The 16,763-nt window shown below is 62.1% G+C and carries 16 protein-coding genes; 7 read left to right on the top strand and 9 right to left on the bottom strand.

Translation table 11 applies throughout. The annotated features are described in order from the left end of the window. Positions 1-15: 15 nt before the first annotated feature. Together NKJ57_RS13565 and NKJ57_RS13560 are read left to right on the top strand one after the other, a co-directional pair. Entirely contained in the window at positions 16-843 is an 828-nt protein-coding gene (locus NKJ57_RS13565; RefSeq protein WP_023745195.1) for an SDR family NAD(P)-dependent oxidoreductase, read from the top strand. A gap of 275 nt (positions 844-1,118) precedes the next feature. Then, complete coding sequence (locus NKJ57_RS13560) at positions 1,119-2,402, top strand: O-antigen ligase family protein (RefSeq protein WP_023689977.1); 1,284 nt, start codon at positions 1,119-1,121, stop codon at positions 2,400-2,402. 10 nt (positions 2,403-2,412) lie between these two features. Here the strand turns inward: NKJ57_RS13560 and NKJ57_RS13555 are convergent, their stop codons facing one another. From NKJ57_RS13555 to NKJ57_RS13545, 3 genes are all read right to left on the bottom strand, one after another. Next, positions 2,413-3,504 (bottom strand): acyltransferase family protein, encoded by a 1,092-nt coding sequence (locus NKJ57_RS13555; RefSeq protein WP_023696958.1) that lies wholly within the window; start codon positions 3,502-3,504, stop codon positions 2,413-2,415. 177 nt (positions 3,505-3,681) lie between these two features. Next, positions 3,682-4,905 carry a polysaccharide biosynthesis/export family protein gene (locus NKJ57_RS13550; RefSeq protein ID WP_032885928.1) on the bottom strand — a complete coding sequence of 408 codons (1,224 nt, stop codon included), beginning with the start codon at positions 4,903-4,905 and terminating at the stop codon, positions 3,682-3,684. Between the two features lie 217 nt (positions 4,906-5,122). Next, on the bottom strand, positions 5,123-5,800 hold the full coding sequence (locus NKJ57_RS13545) for a sugar transferase (protein WP_352511073.1): 678 nt from the start codon (positions 5,798-5,800) through the stop codon (positions 5,123-5,125). A gap of 607 nt (positions 5,801-6,407) precedes the next feature. Between NKJ57_RS13545 and NKJ57_RS13540 the strand changes: the two genes are divergently transcribed. Further along, positions 6,408-6,680 (top strand): exopolysaccharide production repressor protein, encoded by a 273-nt coding sequence (locus NKJ57_RS13540; RefSeq protein WP_352511135.1) that lies wholly within the window; start codon positions 6,408-6,410, stop codon positions 6,678-6,680. Between the two features lie 47 nt (positions 6,681-6,727). Here NKJ57_RS13540 and NKJ57_RS13535 read toward each other — a convergent pair whose 3' ends face one another. The 6 genes from NKJ57_RS13535 to NKJ57_RS13510 all read right to left on the bottom strand — a co-directional run bounded on the left by NKJ57_RS13535 (position 6,728) and on the right by NKJ57_RS13510 (position 12,441). Next, positions 6,728-8,563 carry an ABC transporter ATP-binding protein gene (locus NKJ57_RS13535; RefSeq protein WP_352511072.1) on the bottom strand — a complete coding sequence of 612 codons (1,836 nt, stop codon included), beginning with the start codon at positions 8,561-8,563 and terminating at the stop codon, positions 6,728-6,730. Positions 8,564-8,568: 5 nt separating this feature from the next. Beyond that, the gene (locus tag NKJ57_RS13530) at positions 8,569-9,537 is read right to left on the bottom strand and encodes a phosphoenolpyruvate carboxykinase (ATP) (RefSeq protein ID WP_352511071.1); all 969 of its coding nucleotides are present in this window, start codon (positions 9,535-9,537) and stop codon (positions 8,569-8,571) included. After that, positions 9,537-11,453 (bottom strand): lasso peptide isopeptide bond-forming cyclase, encoded by a 1,917-nt coding sequence (locus tag NKJ57_RS13525; protein WP_352511069.1) that lies wholly within the window; start codon positions 11,451-11,453, stop codon positions 9,537-9,539. The genes NKJ57_RS13530 and NKJ57_RS13525 overlap by 1 nt, the downstream gene beginning before the upstream one ends. A gap of 3 nt (positions 11,454-11,456) precedes the next feature. Continuing rightward, positions 11,457-11,864, bottom strand: coding sequence for a lasso peptide biosynthesis B2 protein (locus NKJ57_RS13520; protein WP_245260050.1), 408 nt, complete (start codon positions 11,862-11,864; stop codon positions 11,457-11,459). Then, positions 11,857-12,126 (bottom strand): PqqD family protein, encoded by a 270-nt coding sequence (locus NKJ57_RS13515; protein WP_245261370.1) that lies wholly within the window; start codon positions 12,124-12,126, stop codon positions 11,857-11,859. Before NKJ57_RS13515 ends, NKJ57_RS13520 begins: the two co-directional genes overlap by 8 nt. 162 nt (positions 12,127-12,288) lie before the next feature. Continuing rightward, positions 12,289-12,441 (bottom strand): lasso RiPP family leader peptide-containing protein, encoded by a 153-nt coding sequence (locus tag NKJ57_RS13510; RefSeq protein WP_023684233.1) that lies wholly within the window; start codon positions 12,439-12,441, stop codon positions 12,289-12,291. A gap of 484 nt (positions 12,442-12,925) precedes the next feature. On the opposite strand from NKJ57_RS13510, the gene NKJ57_RS13505 reads away from it, so the two are divergent. The 4 genes from NKJ57_RS13505 to exoK all read left to right on the top strand — a co-directional run bounded on the left by NKJ57_RS13505 (position 12,926) and on the right by exoK (position 16,759). Continuing rightward, a complete protein-coding gene (locus tag NKJ57_RS13505; protein ID WP_352511068.1) occupies positions 12,926-14,050 on the top strand; it encodes a nucleotidyltransferase family protein in 1,125 nt (374 codons plus the stop codon). Positions 14,051-14,192: 142 nt separating this feature from the next. After that, positions 14,193-15,215: a glycosyltransferase family 2 protein gene (locus tag NKJ57_RS13500; RefSeq protein WP_023668808.1), complete on the top strand. Its 1,023-nt coding sequence runs from the start codon at positions 14,193-14,195 to the stop codon at positions 15,213-15,215. Positions 15,216-15,342: 127 nt separating this feature from the next. Next, on the top strand, positions 15,343-15,738 hold the full coding sequence (locus tag NKJ57_RS13495) for a cytochrome P450 family protein (protein ID WP_023668807.1): 396 nt from the start codon (positions 15,343-15,345) through the stop codon (positions 15,736-15,738). Positions 15,739-15,859: 121 nt separating this feature from the next. Then, positions 15,860-16,759, top strand: a complete 900-nt coding sequence (gene exoK, locus NKJ57_RS13490; RefSeq protein ID WP_023668806.1) for an endo-1,3-1,4-beta-glycanase ExoK — start codon at positions 15,860-15,862, stop codon at positions 16,757-16,759. Positions 16,760-16,763: the final 4 nt, after the last annotated feature.

Raw genomic sequence — 16,763 nt, 5'->3', positions numbered from 1 at the left:
GGAGATTCACTGCCCATGACAGACCTTTCCGGCCGCAGCGCGATCGTCACCGGCGGGTTTTCCGGCATGGGCTTCGCGATTGCGACGGCGTTGGCGCAAGCCGGCGTCAATGTAGCGGTCGGCTCCTACATCGCCCCCGCCGGCGCCGAAAGAACCGACGCCGCCTACTATCCCGGCGCAGATGAAATCGAGCGCGTGCGGTTGGCCCTGTCTGCCCACGGCACCAGGGTTTATGCCGCCCATCTCGATGTCCGCGACAGCGAGGTGACCAACCGGTTTGCGGCTGACGCGCAGGCCGCCATCGGCCCGGCCGACATACTGGTCAATGCCGCGGGCACCACCGCCGAACAGCCGGTCTGCGGCCATTCCGACGCGCTGTGGAACAAGATCGTCGACACCAATCTCAGCGGAGCGTTCCGCGTCACCCGAGCTGTGCTGCCCGGCATGATCGAGCGCGGCTGGGGCCGTATCGTCAACATCGGCTCGACAGCGGCTTCCGTCGGCTGGAAGGACAACCCGGCCTATTGCGCCTCGAAGGCCGGGCTGCTCGGCCTTACCCGCTGCGTGGCGCTGGAAGGCGCCGCGCACGGTGTCACCTGCGTCATGATCAGCCCGACCTGGGTCGAGACCGAACTGATGCGCCGCAACGTGGCGCAGGTGGTCGAGCGTGAGGGCAACGGCAGAACCGCCGAGGAAGCGATGGCCGAGATCGCCAAGGGCAATCCCCAGCAGCGCATGCTGCAGCCGCAGGAAATCGCGGCTCTAGCCGTGTTCCTGTGCTCGGATCTGGCCAAGGGCATCACCATGGAAAACATCCAGATCACCGGCGGAGCGCTGTGGTAGCGGCCACAGTTTGAATTTTCGAACGAGCGAGCCGCATTAACGCCATTTGTCGGTTGCATGTTCGTTTTGGCCCTGCCTGCGGCAACTTTACCCCTCGCGGCAAATTTACCATTGAGTGACAGGCGATAGAGGTTATATTGTGCACTGCACAATGGATGCCCGCTGATCGGGATCCGGCAAGGGCAGGTTCCGGCGATCGCGCATGACGCAGAAAAGCCGACCATGGGCGCTTCAGCCCAGCTGAAAGGCGGCAGCATGAGAAATCCGGTACGGATATGAAGATCCCGAAATCCATTCTGATCGATCCGGACAACAACAAGGCCTATGCCGCCTTCGCCGTTGCGGTGTCGGTCTTTGCCTTCGCCTACTCCACCAATTTCGGCCAGATCCTGATCCTCGCCTACTATCTGGTATGGCTGCCGCTGCTGTTCGTCGACTACCGGCGTTTCGCCCGCGATCTCTCCAGCGCCTGGCTGCCGCTGCTGTTTGCGGCCTATGTCTGTCTGTCGCTGTTCTGGTCGCAAGCGGCCGGCACCAGCGCGCGGGCGGGGCTGCAATATTTCTCCCACATGCTGTGCGCCTACATCGCGGCGCGCACCATCAGCACGCGCACGCTGGTGCTGGGCTCGCTGATCGGCATCTTCATCGTGCTGCTGTATTCGCTGAAGGTTGGCGCCTATGCGCTCGACACTATCGACGGCACCACCAATTTCGTCGGCGCCTTCGGCTCCAAGAACCAGATCGGCTTCTTCGCCTCGCTCGGCATCTTCTTCTGCTTCGCTTTTCTGGCCTTCTACCGGCGCAACTGGATGAGCTTCGTCTGGACCGCGCCGATCATCCTGCTGTCCGTCTATATGCTGGCGATCGCCCACTCGGCGACGTCAGTCGCTTCGCTTCCGGCGGTGATCGGTGTCGTTGCCTTGCTTGCCATGAGCAAGGTTCTGTCACGCCGCTACCGCCGCGTGCTGTTCGTCGTCGGCGCTACGGCGCTGGTGGGCGGTGTGATGGCTGCGCTGAACCTTGGCTTGCTCGATGTCGTGCTCGGCATCTTCGGCAAGGATTCGACGCTGACCGGCCGCACCTATCTCTGGGAACAGGGCTGGGCCGCCGCGCAGCAGCGTCCGGTGCTCGGTTATGGCTATGCCGCCTACTGGATCCAGGGTTTTGCCGATCCGGAACGGCTCTGGGCCGAGTTCTACATCTCCACCCGCACCGGCTTCCATTTCCACAACACCTATATCGAGACGCTGGTCGAGCTCGGCTTCATCGGCGTGACGATGCTGGCGCTGATCATCCTGCGCTCCTTCTGGGGCCATGTTTCGAAGGTGGTGTTCGGTGACTGGAGCGCCGATTCGGTGGTGCTCGCCGGCGCGGTCGGCATGATGCTGATCCGCTCCTTCTTCGAGGTCGAGATCCTCGGCCCCTATTTCATGGCCTCGTTCATCGTCTATTACGGCCTGTTCAAGCTGCGCCCGGTGCCGCTCGCCAGGGCAAGGCGGGCCTATGTTCCGGTGCCGGACGAGAACACCGCCAACGGCCGCATGCCGGCGCGCGTCTGACTTGCTTATCTCAGGCGACGGCGCGCTTGCGCAGCATCAGCCGCTGCAGGAAGCGGCGCAACGGCTCGTCATAGACGCGCGTGGCGATGTCGGCGATGACGATGACCGAAACCGCCATGACGATGCCGAACCAGGGATGATGCGCGAACGGGTCGATCGCTGCGGCCTTGCCCGCCCCGGCGATGATCATCAGCAGCGGCGTGTGGATGATGTAGATCGGGTAGGAAATCCGCCCCAGCCAGCCATAGAGGCCTGACAGGCGCGGCGCCGTCGGCGCAATAGTGCCGACCACCACCAGCGCCGGGAAAACAAAGACGACGCAGGCGAGATCGTAGGCGACGCGCGCGCCGCCGGCCGGCGCGATGGCAAAGACGATGAGCGTCAGCGCGATCGCACCCTCGACCCACCAGCCGCGCCGCAGGAAGCCGAGCCCGCTTTGATAGCGTGTCATGGACCGGCAAAGCAGCACGCCCAGGAAGAACGAGAAACAGACGCGCGGCAGGCCGCTGATGATGGTCGAGCCGGTCATGCCGAAGTCGAGGGTGCCGGCCACGATCGAAGCGATGACCAGCAGCACCAGGCTGACGGCGATGAGCACGGTCAGCACGCGTTTCGTCAGCAGGAAGAAGACGGCGACATAGGCGATGTTGACGATCAGCTCGAAGAACAGCGACCACGACGCGGGGTTGAGCGGAAAGATCGTGTGATAGGCATCGCTGACCAGCGGGATGAAGAACATGCCGGTCGTCAGCATGGTGCCGATCTCGGAGATCGGCATGTATTCCGCCGGAATCAGCCGGTTCTTGACGATGAGATAGAAGAAACCGAGCAGCGTGCCGGCGAGGTAGAGCGGGTAGAGGCGTATCAGGCGGATCGCCAGGAACGTGCCGAAGCCCATGCCGTTTTCGATCTTGCGGTCATAGGCATGCGCGATGACGAAGCCGCTGAGCAGGAAGAACAGGTCGACCGCCAGATAGCTCGACGGCAGCACCTTGCCGGCGGCCAGGAACGGCGAGAAGTGGTAGAGCATGACGCTGATCGCCGCGACGCCGCGGATGGCATCGAGATTGAGGTAGACGTGGCGCGGTGCGGCGGGCTGCATGGAATGCCTTCAAGCGGTCGAAAAACGGAAGTTCCCGCCCGCACCCTGGCGCGAACGAGCCGAACTGGTTCCTCCCGCCTCCATCGCGCGGGCCTCGCCGAGCGAGCCCGAGCGCTAGAGCAATTCCGGGAAAAGTGGGAAACGGTTTTCCGTCCGGAATTGCTCCAAACAAACAGGTTACTGGCTGGCCGTCGGCGCCAGCTTCACCTTGATGACGTCGCCCGGCAGCACCGGCGTATCTTCCTTGGCGTCGATCTCGCTGGTCTTGCCGTCGGTCACGCGCACCAGCGAATAGATGAGCGCCGGCTCTTCATTGTTGTTTGTGATGGCGGCGGTCGTGGCCGGGTCCGATGCTTGGGCCATCAGGCCCTGTTGCATGTTGACCCTGAGTGCGGCTTCGTTGAGGTCTGCTTCGACCTGCTGCCGGTCGGCGGCAAGTCTCGAGTTCAACGTGTTCTGGGCATCGATGGCATCCTGCGTCGCCTTGCTGACCGACTGCTTGGCGGTGAGGATCGCCGTCTCATAGTCCAGGATCTTGCCCTGCAGATCGGTGACCGACTGTTGCGAGGAAAGCAGGCGTGCGTTGGCGACCAGGCCCTTTTGCGCCAGCGGACCGATACTGTCCGCCTGCTGCTGCGCCAGGTCGACCTGCTTTTGCTGGTTGACGATCTTTTTCTGCAGCGCCTCGATTTCGGACTGCAGGACCCCCTTCAGATCGTCAAGCGCCTGCAGCTTCAGCTTCAACGCTTTCTGGTCGGAGATCAGGATCTGCATTTCGTCGGCGACGATTGTCGCCAGGCGCGGGTCGCCCTCAACTTCCTTAGGCGCCTCGAAACTCTCCTTGCCGGCGAGATCGGCATCGATGCGGGCACGCTTGACGATCAACCGCACGCGCTGGTCGTCATAAATGTCGAAATTGCCCTTGGCGGTGATCAGGTCCTTGCCGAGCTGGGTGCCCAAATCGGCGTTGCGCCGGATGCCGCCGGCGATGCTGATCGCCTTGAGCACGGTCAGCTCCGGCACATAGGGAAACTGGCCAGGCGTCTGGATCTCGCCCGAGATGTAGAACGGCCGGAACTGCACCATTTCCACCGAGGCTTCCGGCTTGTCCGACAAGGCAAGCTTGCGCTGCAGGGCGACGCTGATCGCGGCCGCAACCTCTGACGTGGTCTTGCCGGCGGCCGGCAGTTCGCCGACGAACGGCACCGACAAATTGCCGGCTGGACCGACCGAATATTCGCCGTTTACCGCCGACCAGTCACGGAACGTGCCTTCCACCGTCTGCCACTCGGCGACGCGGATGTTGAGCTTGTCCTGCGAGCCGAGCCGGTACTCGTCGGCCATGGCCGGAACCGCGAGTGACAGAGCGAGGCACGTGGCGACGAGCCGTGCCGGCCGCATCGGGCCGGCAAGGCGAAAATACGCTGATATGTCTGTTTTCAACTGACGTTTCCGATCCGTTTTGGCCCCATCCGCCCGATAGGCCTGCTGCCGAGTGCCTCCTTCGGAACCTGGCAGAACACTATGGCTGCAATGCGAGACCGGCCCATCGCCGAATAGCTTTGGACCGGATTGGCTTCGGGCCGTGCCGGCCCGATTGCTGACCAGTTGCGGTCGGTCAGTAGGAACCGCGCGACATCCACACCGCGGGCACGGTCTTGAGGATGATGCGAACGTCTTCGAACAGCGACCAGTTCTCGACATAGTGACGGTCGAACGCGACGCGACTGTCATAGGAGACATCGTTGCGTCCGCTGACCTGCCAGAGCCCGGTCAGGCCCGGCCGCGACTTCAAATAATAGACCGCGGCGCTGCCGTAGATCTCAAGCTCGTCGCGCACCACCGGGCGAGGCCCGACAAGGCTCATGTCGCCCTGCAGGATGTTGATGATCTGCGGCAGCTCGTCGAGGCTGAGCTTGCGCAGAACGGCGCCGACGCGGGTGACGCGCGGATCGTTCTTCAGCTTGCGGGTCGCGATCCATTCGGCGTTGGCTTCCGGATTGGCCGCGAGATAGGCGGCCAGCACACGTTCGCCGTCTTCGATCATGGTGCGGAACTTGAGGCAGGGGAAAATCCGCCCACCGCGTCCGATGCGCTTGTGGCCGTAGAAGATCGAGCCGCCGTCGGAAAGCTTGACCAGAAGGGCCACCATCAGGAACAGCGGGCTAAGCGCCACCAGGCCGACAAGTGAACCGAAAATATCGAAACTGCGCTTCAGCAGCCCGCCGATGGGTGGCGGAAAATCTACGCCGACATGCGAAAATGCCGCATTAGCCGACTTGGCAACGTCCCTCATGCAAAAGCTCCATACGTTGAACGGATGGTTTATGCCACGATACCAAAAAAATGCTGCAGCGCAACACACAATTTCCCATATGGCTGAAATAGTCACGTCAGGAATTGACTAAATAATAAACCCTCCTTGCCCAAATTTTGCCCTTTATGGCGAGTTTGTGACGAATAATTAGCAACCGTAGGAAATGTAATGCCTTTTTTCGGCGGGTTTTGGGCAAATCGTCCTTTGCCGCAGAGGGAACGGCTTTAACTGATTTTCGAATCACTGGCTTTGCTAAATTAATCAAGTAAAATACTAATCAACATTGCAGATTCTACTGTAGTATAAAGCGCATGACGAGTTAGGCCACCACCCCTGCGTGTGCATCGCAGCATGGCGGAGTCCAAGCCGCCGCCAAGCCGAAAATTATTGCTGGTTGCCCTTGCCGTCAGTTTCGCGCCTTAATAGAGTCGCAAATTATTCCTGATAGAGTCTGGATGGGTTGGGAAGGCCGGAAGCAACCGGCCGAAAAAGAGCAGCTAAATAAGCTCGCATGGCGAATGGGGAGATACTCGGGTGGGTAAGTCATCGCTTTTGCATGCTCGGGCCGGTTGACGGGCCGCCGAACATGTCATTACCAAAATTCGTCATTGGAATGGTTTTCGCCCTCGCGATCGTGGTCGCGTGGTCCTATGTCGACGGCGCGACGGTCACCACAACGGTGCTTCGCGTCATCGGCTGCGCTGTCCTCATCCAAATCGGTTATTTCCTGCTGGTGTATGTGATGATCGCCAGGAGCGCGCCGACATCGGCCGACAGGGCTCGCGACGCCGAAAGAAACCTCGGCGCCGACAAGGCGGTTGAAGGCGAGAAGCTCTCGGCGAGGCGCAGCGTGCATTGAACAGTCTGAAGCCGCAAGGTCGGCCTCGGATCATCTTGCAGCCGGACTCAGCCTGCTTCGGCCGGCTCGGGTTCCGATTGCTCGCCTGAAAGCATTTTCGACAGGCGGCTGCCGGCCTTCGCTTTCAACCTCTGATATTGTCCCACTTCGACGATTCGTCCGTTTTCGACTGCAACCACCCAGTCGGCGAAGGCGATCATCGATGGCCTGTGCGCAATGGTCAGGATCGTCATCGATCCGCGCAAGCCGTCGATCGATTTGGCGATCAGGGACTGGTTCTGCCAGTCGAGCGCGCTGGTCGCCTCGTCGAGAATGAGCAGCGAAGGTTTGCGCAGCAGCGCGCGCGCCAGCGCGATGCGCTGGCGTTCGCCGCCCGAGAGCCGGACGCCGCGGTCGCCGACCACCGTGTCGAGCCGCAACTCCAGCCGCTCGACGAAGTCGGCGCCATGCGCAGCGCGCAGTGCAGTCCACAGCTCCGCGTCACTGGCTTGCGGCGCGGCAAGGCGCAGATTGGCGGCGATCGTATCGTGCAGCAGGAACACGTCTTGCGGCACATACGCCACCTGGTCGCGCCAGCGCCGGCGGTTGGCCGCGCCGATCTCGACGCCATCGGCCAGGATTTTGCCCTCGCTCGGTTCGAGCAGGCCAAGCAGCATGTCGGCAAGCGTGCTCTTGCCCGAGCCTGACGGACCGATCAGCGCCGTTACCTTGCCGGCGGGAAGGCCAAACGTGACATCGCTCACCACCGGCTTGCCGCCGGCCTCATAGGCAAAGGAGACGTTGCGGATGTTGAGCCCGACATCGAGCGACAGCTTGGCATCCGATTCGAGGTTTGCCGGCTCGCGTTCGGCATCGAAACGCGCCTGCATGTCGCGCATCGAGGCATAGGCCGGCAGGTTGATCAGCACCTGCTGCGCCTGCATCTGCATGTCCATGAAACGCGGCGCGATGCGCATGAACACCAGAAGCAGGACAACGATCTCGGCCAGCGAGAGGTTGAAGCGGACCAAAGCGACATAGATGAACAGGCTCAGACCAATGACGCTGGCGACCTGGAACAGAGCGGTGCCGATGGTGCTGTTGCGGACATAGTTGATGTTGTCGGCCTTCATCTTCTCCAGCGTCGCGCGAAGCTGCGCGTAATAGGTCGCCTCGACATTCAGGCTCTTGGCGACCTTGATGCCGCCGAGGAACTCCGAGACCGTTCGGTACTGCTGCTGGCGATTGCTGGTCAAAACCCGGCCGAAGGCGCTGGCTCGTGCCCGAAACGGCTGCAGTGCCAGGAAGGTGACGATGCCGACGACAATGGCAAACGCCGTCATTACTGTCGAAATGAACAGCGAGACAACGAGATAACCCGCCAGAAGCACGGCGATCTGCACCAGCATCAGCAGCGAGAACGCCGCCGACTGCACGCGGTCGATATCGCCGGTCAGCGCATGGTCGAGATCGGAGCTGCGCATGCGCGCGAATATCCCCCACCGCGCCTTGCCGATGCTCTCGAACAGGTTCATGCGCAGGCGATTGATGAAGTCGAGCAGCAGCCGCGCCATGTAGACGGATTTATAGCGGTTGAACGCTGCCTGCAGCGCGACAAGCCCGACCAGCAGGCAAAGCACCGTGGTCAATTGCAGCGTTCCGTCCGGAGCCAGCCAGCGCACCCAGTCGCGGTCAGGCAACCTGACCGCGAAATTCTGCTCGGGTCGCCCGACCAGATGCAGCAGCGGCACCAGAAGCAGGATCGAGATGCCTTCGGTCAGGCTTCCCAGGATCAGGAACAGCAATGCCGTGAAGGTCCTGCGCCCGCCGATCCGGGCCATGGCGGCGCCGAAGCCGGCGACATCGCGGTAAAACGAAAAGCGCAGGATCTGCGATGCGGACATGTGAGTCACCGCGGCCCTTTGTCGGCCGCCAGATCGTTTTCGATCAGGGCGACGGCTTCGCCGATACGGTCGAGCCCGGTGGGCACTTCGAGGCGGCAGACGCCGATCTGGCTGGCCAGGGCGGCGCATTGGCGAAGATGTGTCGTGGCAAAATCGCCGACCAGGGCTGGACGGCCGAAACGCGTCACATAGGAAAATTTGATGATTGCCGGCAGGGCGCCGATGCCTGGCAGCGGCGTGATCGCTGCTTTGTCGCTGCGCTCGAGGATATAGATCCGGGTCGCCGGCACCGCGTCTGCCGCAAATCCGGCGTGCAGGCGGTGCTGCATCTTGTCGATCGCCGCATGCACCTGCGGGCGTATCTCTGCCTGGCGGATGGGAAACGCGGCGGCGGCATCGGCGGCGAGCTTCAACTGCGGAAAACCCGGAACGATCATCGGCCGGTCCGTGAGATCGAGCGCCACGACATCGTCGGTCAGCAATCGATGCCCGGCACGGATCATCGCGCTCGCCGTCGTCGATTTGCCGGCGCCCTTGTCGCCCATGAAGACAGCGCTCTTGCCGCCGACCGCAATGGCGCTGGCGTGCAGGATGAGCAGGCCGCGCTGGTGCAGGAGCAGTGCCATGACCGGACCGAGCAGCGGAAACGCCAGCAGCGCATCGTCGACATCGGGCGCCGGCTCCACCTCGATGCGGCAGGCATCGGTGATCAGGAAGGCGCCGACCGTCTGCCATGCCAAATATTGCTGCCGCGGCTCGAAACGGAAAGCAGTTCCGGTCTCGGGCGAGGGTTTTGGCAGGTCGATCGGGCCGACCGTGATCAGCACATCGACGCAAGCTGGTTCGCTCGACTCTAGCTCAGGCAGTTCGACCTGCGAAGCGATCGTCAGCCCATAGGCTTTGTAGAAGTGCTGTGCGCGAGCAGCAATTGCATGGCGGTCATCAGCGGCAAGAGGCATGTTGGCCGGCATCATCAGTGGCTCCCGCGCTGTTGCACCTGCCGCAGCCACAACGATAGCGAAATCGAACGCCATACATACTGGACATCGGGCAAGGTCGCGGCCTCGGGTTGGCTGGAAATACGGCCATAGGCGGCGGTCACCTCAGGCAGGTTGACGTAAGGGGCAATCCGCGCCGCATCTTTCACCAGCACCTTGTCCAGGAGATCGCGGTGATTGCCCAGCATGCCTTTGACCAAATTGGAGGTGAAATCGATCTTGTCGCGCCGCCACTGCACCGCCGGGGGCAAAATTCCTTCCATGGCACGGCGCAACACCGAGCGGCCAAAGCCCTGGTTCAGCTTTTCCGCGCCGGGCAGTGCCAGGCAGAACTCGACCAGCGGCTTGTCCCAGAAGGGGTAGCGCGGCTCGACGCCGAAATTGGCGGCGGCCTTGTCGAGAACCTCGAAGGCGTGCGGCACCATGCCGTTCGACAGCAGCCAGCGATGGGTCAAGGTCTCGCTGGCGCTGACCGCGGGCGGCATATAGCCGGCCCTGCGGAACCGTTCGACGAGGTCGGTACGCATCGCCAGGTCCGGATTGATCAGGGCGCGCCAGCTCGTCGCCGGCCGCCCAGTGGGATGGCGCCGCAATTTGCCAAGCACGCGGTTCGCGAACCGCTTGATTCTCGCGATGCGCCAGGCCGGTCCGTAAAGGGTAAGGAACTGGTAGTAGAGGCCGAGCATGCCATCGCCATAGGTGTTGGAGGCGCTGCGCAGCTCGCGCCACAGCTCCATCCATTTGCCGGCATAGGCGAGTTCGTGCAGATGGCCGTGGCCCTGCGAAACCACCTCGTCGCCGCCATGGCCGTCCAGCAGCACCTTCATGCCCTTGGCGCCGGCGGTCCTGTAGATGTCGCGGGTCAGCGACAGGCCGGGGGCCAGGAACGTTTCCTCCTGCTCTTCCAGAATGCGTTCGAACTCGGCGAAGGGCGCGTAGTTGCCGACGGAAATCAAAGTGCCGTCGACCTTCTCCTGTCCAAGCACTGCCTCGATGAAAGGCCGCTCGTCCATCGGCGAACCCTTTTCGAACACCAGCGAAAACGTCGGCAGCCTCGGCTTTCGCTGCGCGGCATTCTGCAGGCCCGCCACGCAGGCGATCGACGAGGAATCGAGGCCTCCGCTCAGCATAGCACCGACCGCAGGCGTGCCGCGCATACGGTTGCGGACCGATTGCGAAAACAGATGCCGGAATTCCTCGGCCGTATCCGATCGCATCTGCCTTGGCGAGGGTTCGATCTGCCAGTAGCGGCGCAGCACCACCTGGTTGCCGGTCACTGTCAGACTGTGGCGCGCCGGCAGGCGGAAGATATCGGCATAGGCTGTCGACTGCGGATCGTCGGGCAGCCCGGCCAGGAATCCCGAAATCTGGTGTTCGCTGATGCGCATGTCGACGCCGCCGGCATCGAGGATCGGCCCGATCTCCGAGGCAAAGACGAAGCGCCGGTCGCTCGAATGATAGTAGAACGGTTTGACGCCGAAATGGTCGCGCACGCAAAACAGCTGCCGGCGCTCGCCATCCCAGATGGCAAAGGCGAAGTCGCCTTGCAGATGCTCGGGGCAGGCTTCGCCCCAGCGCAGATAGGCGCGCATCAACAGCACGGCGTCGGCAACCGAACTGTCCCTGATGCCAAGCCTGGCCAGCAATTCGTCGCGATTGTCCAGCCGGCAGTCCGCGGTGATCGCGAGCTTGCCGCCGGCCATGGTCAGCGGGCCGGGGCCGGCTTCATCGGTGGTGTTGAGCCAGGCGTGGCCAAGAACGACGCCCTCGTCCATCCACCACGAACTGCCGTCAGGCGCGCGATGTTGCATGCGGGTAAGCATGCGCTGGATGTCGGCCGCGGCGGCCTGCCTGCCTTCCTGCCTCAGCAGAATTCCGGCGACGCCGCTCATCGCTCACTGGCCGTGGTCGACGAGATGGTTAAACCTGCCAAGCGAGCCGCCGAGCACGATGTGGTCGCCACTGACCAGCCAGGCATGCGCCTTCAACTCGGTCCCGGTATCGCGCTCGATGCCGATGCGGATTTTTGAGGCGTTGCCCTGGCGGGCAAGCAAATACTGGCCGGAAAGCGCTTGGGTCAGACAGCTTGCGCCAGGCACCAGGCGGGCAGCCGCAGCCACGCCCCAGGCGACACGCCTGAGATCGCCGATGTCAGCTGTCTCGCTTGCATCGAGCCGCGTCACTATTCGGCGAATCCTGTTATAGGAAAGCAGCGTCAGCCCCAGCCGCACCGCCACGACCACCGCAAGGCAGTGGGCGAGAAAGAGCATCTCCGGCCCGCTCAGCGAGAAAGCTCTAGACAAGTTCCTCATCATGGAGCCTCGCAAGCCCGGCGTCCGCCAAGCCCTTCAACAATCCATCGACATCGGCCTTGCAGCGTTCCGGATCGACATTGTAGCGATCCAGCACGGCGCTGCGGATTTCGGAAATCGGCCGCGGCTCCTGGATCAGCTCCCAGATATAGGCGCCGACGCCGTTCAGGCTGTAATAGATGTTGGACCTCATATCGAGCAGCGCCAGGCCGTTGCCGAATTCGCAGGCCACGGCATCCTTGCTCGCGCTCATCCGATCATGGTCCGTGGGGTTCCAGTCCATTCCTAAACCTCGCTCACAACCAACGCTTCGGCAATTCCGGACAAAGACGCGAGAGCCGGGGTTTGACCCCCGACTCTCCTTAGTGCGCTCTGTTTGCAGAGTCCGGACTTTGTCACCCCAACGAGAGAAGACTCAGGAGAAGGTGAGTTCGCCGACCGGCGTATGTGCCGGAAACGAGGCGTCGAGTGCCGTAGTACCGCTACCGCCTTGCGTGATGGTCTCGATCGATCCGTGGACCGTCAGGCTAGGGGTTTCGTACTCATGCTTTTCAACATTCTGTTCCAATTTACTCTCCACTTGTGGACTGGAAGCGGCCTGTCGATTGCCGGCAGCGAGCTATTGCTGCACCGCAATAGCTGCATGGCAGCATTTATGAGTCAAGCCTGATTTACCAGCCGTTAATCAATTCTCGGTTGCGACTCCCTTCAATGGTGATCAAAGCGCTTTGCATTTCACATCTCAGGAGAATTCAGCAGAGTGTCCGAGGCCGTCAACTAAGTATCTGATTAATTACGTTAAATTTTCCTTCGAATGCTCCTCACTTGGGCGCTGGCGCATTCCCACAAAAATTGTTGCTGACGTACCCGCCACAAGCCCCGATCAGGCGGCGCCTTGCATCTCGTTGTAGGACTGTGTTGCGAAACGTTCAGGTTGCAGGAAAATTAGCGCCAAAGGAAAAACTGGACGCGGCGCATGAATTTGGCGATGCTTTGCTTCGCAGTTGCAATATAACGCGCCTGGCGAATTTTTTGCGGAGATGCTGCAGCATATGGCATTGCAGGAAGGGACCTTCGAAAGGTTGCGCGCCGCTGGCTGCGCCGACGAAGTGGCCTATGTGCAGGCTTGCCTGCGGCTGTTCTTCGCCTCCAGGGCGAGCCCCAGCGCCGCGCCTGCACCGGCCATCTCCGTTGCCGATGTTTGCGATATCGCCAGGCTGAACAAGGTCGCCACCTTCATGCTGAAGGCGCTGTCGCGCCCACCGGCGGGCGAGACGCCGCCGGGATTGCTCGAGTGGCTCGACACTTATCGCCGGCGCACGATTGCGATGAACTCGTCCGGCATCATGGATTCGATGGCCATCGACAAGGCGCTGCGCGGCAGCGGCATCGATTTCGTGTTCCTGAAGGGGCCCCTCCAGCAGCAACTGCTCTATGGCGACCATTTCATGAAGCCGTCCGGAGATGTCGACATATTGGTGTCGCCGGCCGGCTTCTTTAGAGCTCGCGATGCGCTGCGCTCGATCGGCTACGAGGTCGCCGGCAAGTCCCGCTCCGTCTGGTGGGTGCGCTTTCTGGGCGAGCAGCACATGGTTCGCAGCCAGGGTCGGAAATTGTCCACCGTCGATCTCCATTACCGGCTCCAGCAGCCGGGATCGCCCAGCCCGCGCGATACGGAAGGGTTCCTGCGCCGCAAGCGCGCGCTTGCGATCGCCGGCTCCAGCGTGCCGTTCATCTCGGCCTCCGACACTTTGCTTCTGTCCTGCATCAGTGTCGCAAAGGCGCTGTTCAACCGCGAGCCATGCGCGGGCTATGTCTGCGATATCCGGGCCGCTGCCAGTCGGCTGAGCGAGGCCGAGCAGCAGACTGTGCTCGACTACGCGGCCGAGCAGGGGCTGGCCGACACCCTGCTGCTGGGCCTGCGCGCCGCCGATGTGCTGCTTGGTGGCGCCGGCACGCTGCTGTCGGATCGGGCCACCAGGATCCTGTCACGCATCGGCAATGAAGACCTGTTCCACATGGTCATCGCGCCGTGGCTGTCGTCGCTCAGATGGCCGCAACGGCGCACCGTTTTGTGGGAATTGTGCGGCCGCGAACCTGTCCGCTATCTGACCGAGGCCGGCTGGGCCGCGTCAGCCGACCTCAGCCGGCGGATTTTCGAGCGGGAAAGCCGGTGACGATGAGGGTCGTCATGCAGCAGGCAGATAACGTTCCGTCCCGATCCGCTGGGGATGGATCGGGGGATGGATCGGGGTCCGGCGCCGCGCGCCGGGAGGGCGAGGGGCCTCGCGACACTTTATGCAATCGAAAGGCCACCCTATGTCCATGACAGAATCCCGGGTCTGCGTGATCATCGCGGCGCGCAACGGGGCCCGGACCATTCCCGCAGCCATCGCCTCGGCGCTGCGCGAGCCGGAGGTGGCGGAAGTCGTCGTCGTCGACGACGCCTCCACCGATGACACCGCAAAGGTGGCCAGCGCTGCCGACGATGGCAGCGGCCGGCTTTCGGTCATCCGGCTCGACGCCAATCGCGGCCCGTCCTTCGCCCGCAATACCGCCATTGCCGGGTCGAAATCACCTTTCATCAGCATTCTCGACGCCGACGATTTCTTCCTTCAGGGACGGTTTCGCCAGCTGTTTGCCAGCGCCGACTGGGATTTCGCCGCCGACAACATCATGCTGATCCGTGACGATACGGCGACCGATGTCTCGAAGATCGTCGCCCCGTCCTTTTCGGCGGACCCGGAATTCCTCGACTTCGAGCGATTCATCGAGGGCAACATCTCCAGACGGCGTGTCCAGCGCGGCGAACTCGGCTTTCTCAAGCCGGTGATATCAAGAGCTTTCCTCGACAGGCATGGGCTGCGTTACGACGAGAACCTGCGTCTCGGCGAAGATTACGAACTCTACGCTCGCGCCTTTGCCCTTGGCGCACGCTTCAAGGTCATCCGTTCCTGCGGCTATGGCGCGATCGTGCGCGCCGATTCGTTGAGCGGGCGCCACAAGACACAGGATCTGAAGCGCCTCGCCGATGCGGATCTGGCACTGCTCGAGATCGACAGCCTGCCGGAAGGCTCCAAGGCCCTGCTGCGCAAGCACGAGCGGCATGTGCGTGACAAATACCGGCTGCGCAATTTCCTCGATGTGAAGGCCGAGCGCGGCATGGCGTCTGCCGCCGCCTATGCGCTGGCCAGCCAGTCGAACTTCATTCCCATCGTTGTCGGCGTGGCCGCCGACAAGCTCGATGCGTTGTTTCGCCACGCCGGTCTGTCCCCGCGGCAGCAGCCGGTGCCGCCTTTGCGCTTCCTCATGGCCGCTACCAACACGGCGGCGCAAAAGTAGGCTCCGCCAAGTCCGGGACGGCGGCCGCAAGGCTGAAAAAATTGCCTTTCTGAAACTCGGAGGTTGCCTACACGCCCCGACGATGGCACTGTATGTTGCGGTGCAGCAATTTTGGAAGGCCAACCGGATGGCTTCAATTTTCGGCTTCAGGTCCAGGGACCCAGCGCGCGACAAGCAGACCGATCTGGCGCGTTTCGACCGTCTGGCAAAGCTGTTGGATCAGATCACGGCCGAGATTGCGGCCGAGAAGACCGGGTTGGAGGCCCGCTACCGGTCGAAGTCCACCAACGCGGCCTTCCTGGTCGAGTCGATGGAGAACGGCTCGGCGTCGGCACGCAAGCTGTCGGAAGTCGGCGAGCTGACGAAGTCCATCCTGAACTGCGAACAGCGCATCGCCGAGCTGGTGCGCCAGACGAGCCGGATGAAGGAACTGCGTCATTCACTCGACGCGATCGTCGGCGAGGATGGCCAGAGTTCTGATTCGCACGGGGAATATGTCAAACCCGCAGGTCGCTTCGGCTGAACACGGTCACACGAGACACAGAAGAGAAAGTTCGGGGACGGAGGATCGGGATCGGCCCGTTAGCAATGTGGGCCAATCGGTGACTTTGGGTTGGGGCGGAACAGCACAAAGGTGAATTGATATGAACGCAGATCCGAAGACGACGCCCATGGCGGCAATCGATGCCATGATTTCGACGCGGCCAAATCGGCCAATGCGTCTTGTAAACCCAACGCGTCTTCTATCCGTTGGTGCGCTTCTGTTGGCGGCAGCCGCAGCTCTGCTCGGCGCCGCCCACCCCTCCCGCGCCCAGGACGCCTCCCCGGAGATGCAAAGCGCACCGTCCTTCGTCGACGATTTCAAGAGTTTCGATCGTTCGCGCTGGTATGTCTCCGACGGTTGGTCGAACGGCAATCACCAGAACTGCACCTGGTCGAAAAGCCTGGTAAAATTTTCCGACAACATGCTGACGCTCGGCTTCGAAAAGCGCAAACTGAAGGACCGCGAGTTCGCCTGCGCCGAGATCCAGACCAAGCAGCGCTTCGGCTATGGGACCTATGAAGCACGGATGAAGACCGACACCGGATCCGGTCTCAACGCCGCTTTCTTCACCTATATCGGCCCTGCCGACAAACAGCCCTGGTATGAGATCGACTTCGAGGTGCTGACCAAGGATACATCCAAGGTGCAGGTCAACAGCTACATCGCCGGCAAGCCCAAGAACGAGAAGCTGGCCGAGGTCGAAGGCGGCGCCGACAAGGGCTTCAACGACTATGCCTTTATCTGGGAAAAGGACCGGCTGCGCTGGTACGTCAACGGCAAGCTGGTCCAGGAAGTGACCAATCCCGAGCAATTGCCGACCCACTCGCAGAAGATATTCTTCAGCCTCTGGGGCAGCGACACGCTGAAAAACTGGATGGGCGCCTTTTCGGACCCCGGCCGCCAGGTGACGATGCAGGTGCAGCGCGTCGCCTTCACCGCGCTCGGCCAGCCGTGCCAGTTTCCTGAATCGCTGGCATGCAGTGTAAGCAGCATAAAGTAGATCT

Source organism: Mesorhizobium sp. M0077, from assembly GCF_040322955.1.
In the GTDB taxonomy this organism is placed as follows: Bacteria; Pseudomonadota; Alphaproteobacteria; order Rhizobiales; family Rhizobiaceae; genus Mesorhizobium.
Note: the sequence above shows the minus strand (reverse complement) of the source record. Positions and strands in the feature narration are given on the sequence as shown.

What these genes read in the sequence shown, in the direction of transcription:
- NKJ57_RS13565 (WP_023745195.1), top strand. Translation starts at nt 16, where the DNA reads ATGACAGACCTTTCCGGCCGCAGCGCGATCGTCACCGGCGGGTTTTCC.
- NKJ57_RS13560 (WP_023689977.1), top strand. Translation starts at nt 1,119, where the DNA reads ATGAAGATCCCGAAATCCATTCTGATCGATCCGGACAACAACAAGGCC.
- NKJ57_RS13555 (WP_023696958.1), bottom strand. Translation starts at nt 3,504, where the DNA reads ATGCAGCCCGCCGCACCGCGCCACGTCTACCTCAATCTCGATGCCATC.
- NKJ57_RS13550 (WP_032885928.1), bottom strand. Translation starts at nt 4,905, where the DNA reads ATGCGGCCGGCACGGCTCGTCGCCACGTGCCTCGCTCTGTCACTCGCG.
- NKJ57_RS13545 (WP_352511073.1), bottom strand. Translation starts at nt 5,800, where the DNA reads ATGAGGGACGTTGCCAAGTCGGCTAATGCGGCATTTTCGCATGTCGGC.
- NKJ57_RS13540 (WP_352511135.1), top strand. Translation starts at nt 6,408, where the DNA reads ATGTCATTACCAAAATTCGTCATTGGAATGGTTTTCGCCCTCGCGATC.
- NKJ57_RS13535 (WP_352511072.1), bottom strand. Translation starts at nt 8,563, where the DNA reads ATGTCCGCATCGCAGATCCTGCGCTTTTCGTTTTACCGCGATGTCGCC.
- NKJ57_RS13530 (WP_352511071.1), bottom strand. Translation starts at nt 9,537, where the DNA reads ATGATGCCGGCCAACATGCCTCTTGCCGCTGATGACCGCCATGCAATT.
- NKJ57_RS13525 (WP_352511069.1), bottom strand. Translation starts at nt 11,453, where the DNA reads ATGAGCGGCGTCGCCGGAATTCTGCTGAGGCAGGAAGGCAGGCAGGCC.
- NKJ57_RS13515 (WP_245261370.1), bottom strand. Translation starts at nt 12,126, where the DNA reads ATGAGCGCGAGCAAGGATGCCGTGGCCTGCGAATTCGGCAACGGCCTG.
- NKJ57_RS13505 (WP_352511068.1), top strand. Translation starts at nt 12,926, where the DNA reads ATGGCATTGCAGGAAGGGACCTTCGAAAGGTTGCGCGCCGCTGGCTGC.
- NKJ57_RS13500 (WP_023668808.1), top strand. Translation starts at nt 14,193, where the DNA reads ATGTCCATGACAGAATCCCGGGTCTGCGTGATCATCGCGGCGCGCAAC.
- NKJ57_RS13495 (WP_023668807.1), top strand. Translation starts at nt 15,343, where the DNA reads ATGGCTTCAATTTTCGGCTTCAGGTCCAGGGACCCAGCGCGCGACAAG.
- exoK (WP_023668806.1), top strand. Translation starts at nt 15,860, where the DNA reads ATGAACGCAGATCCGAAGACGACGCCCATGGCGGCAATCGATGCCATG.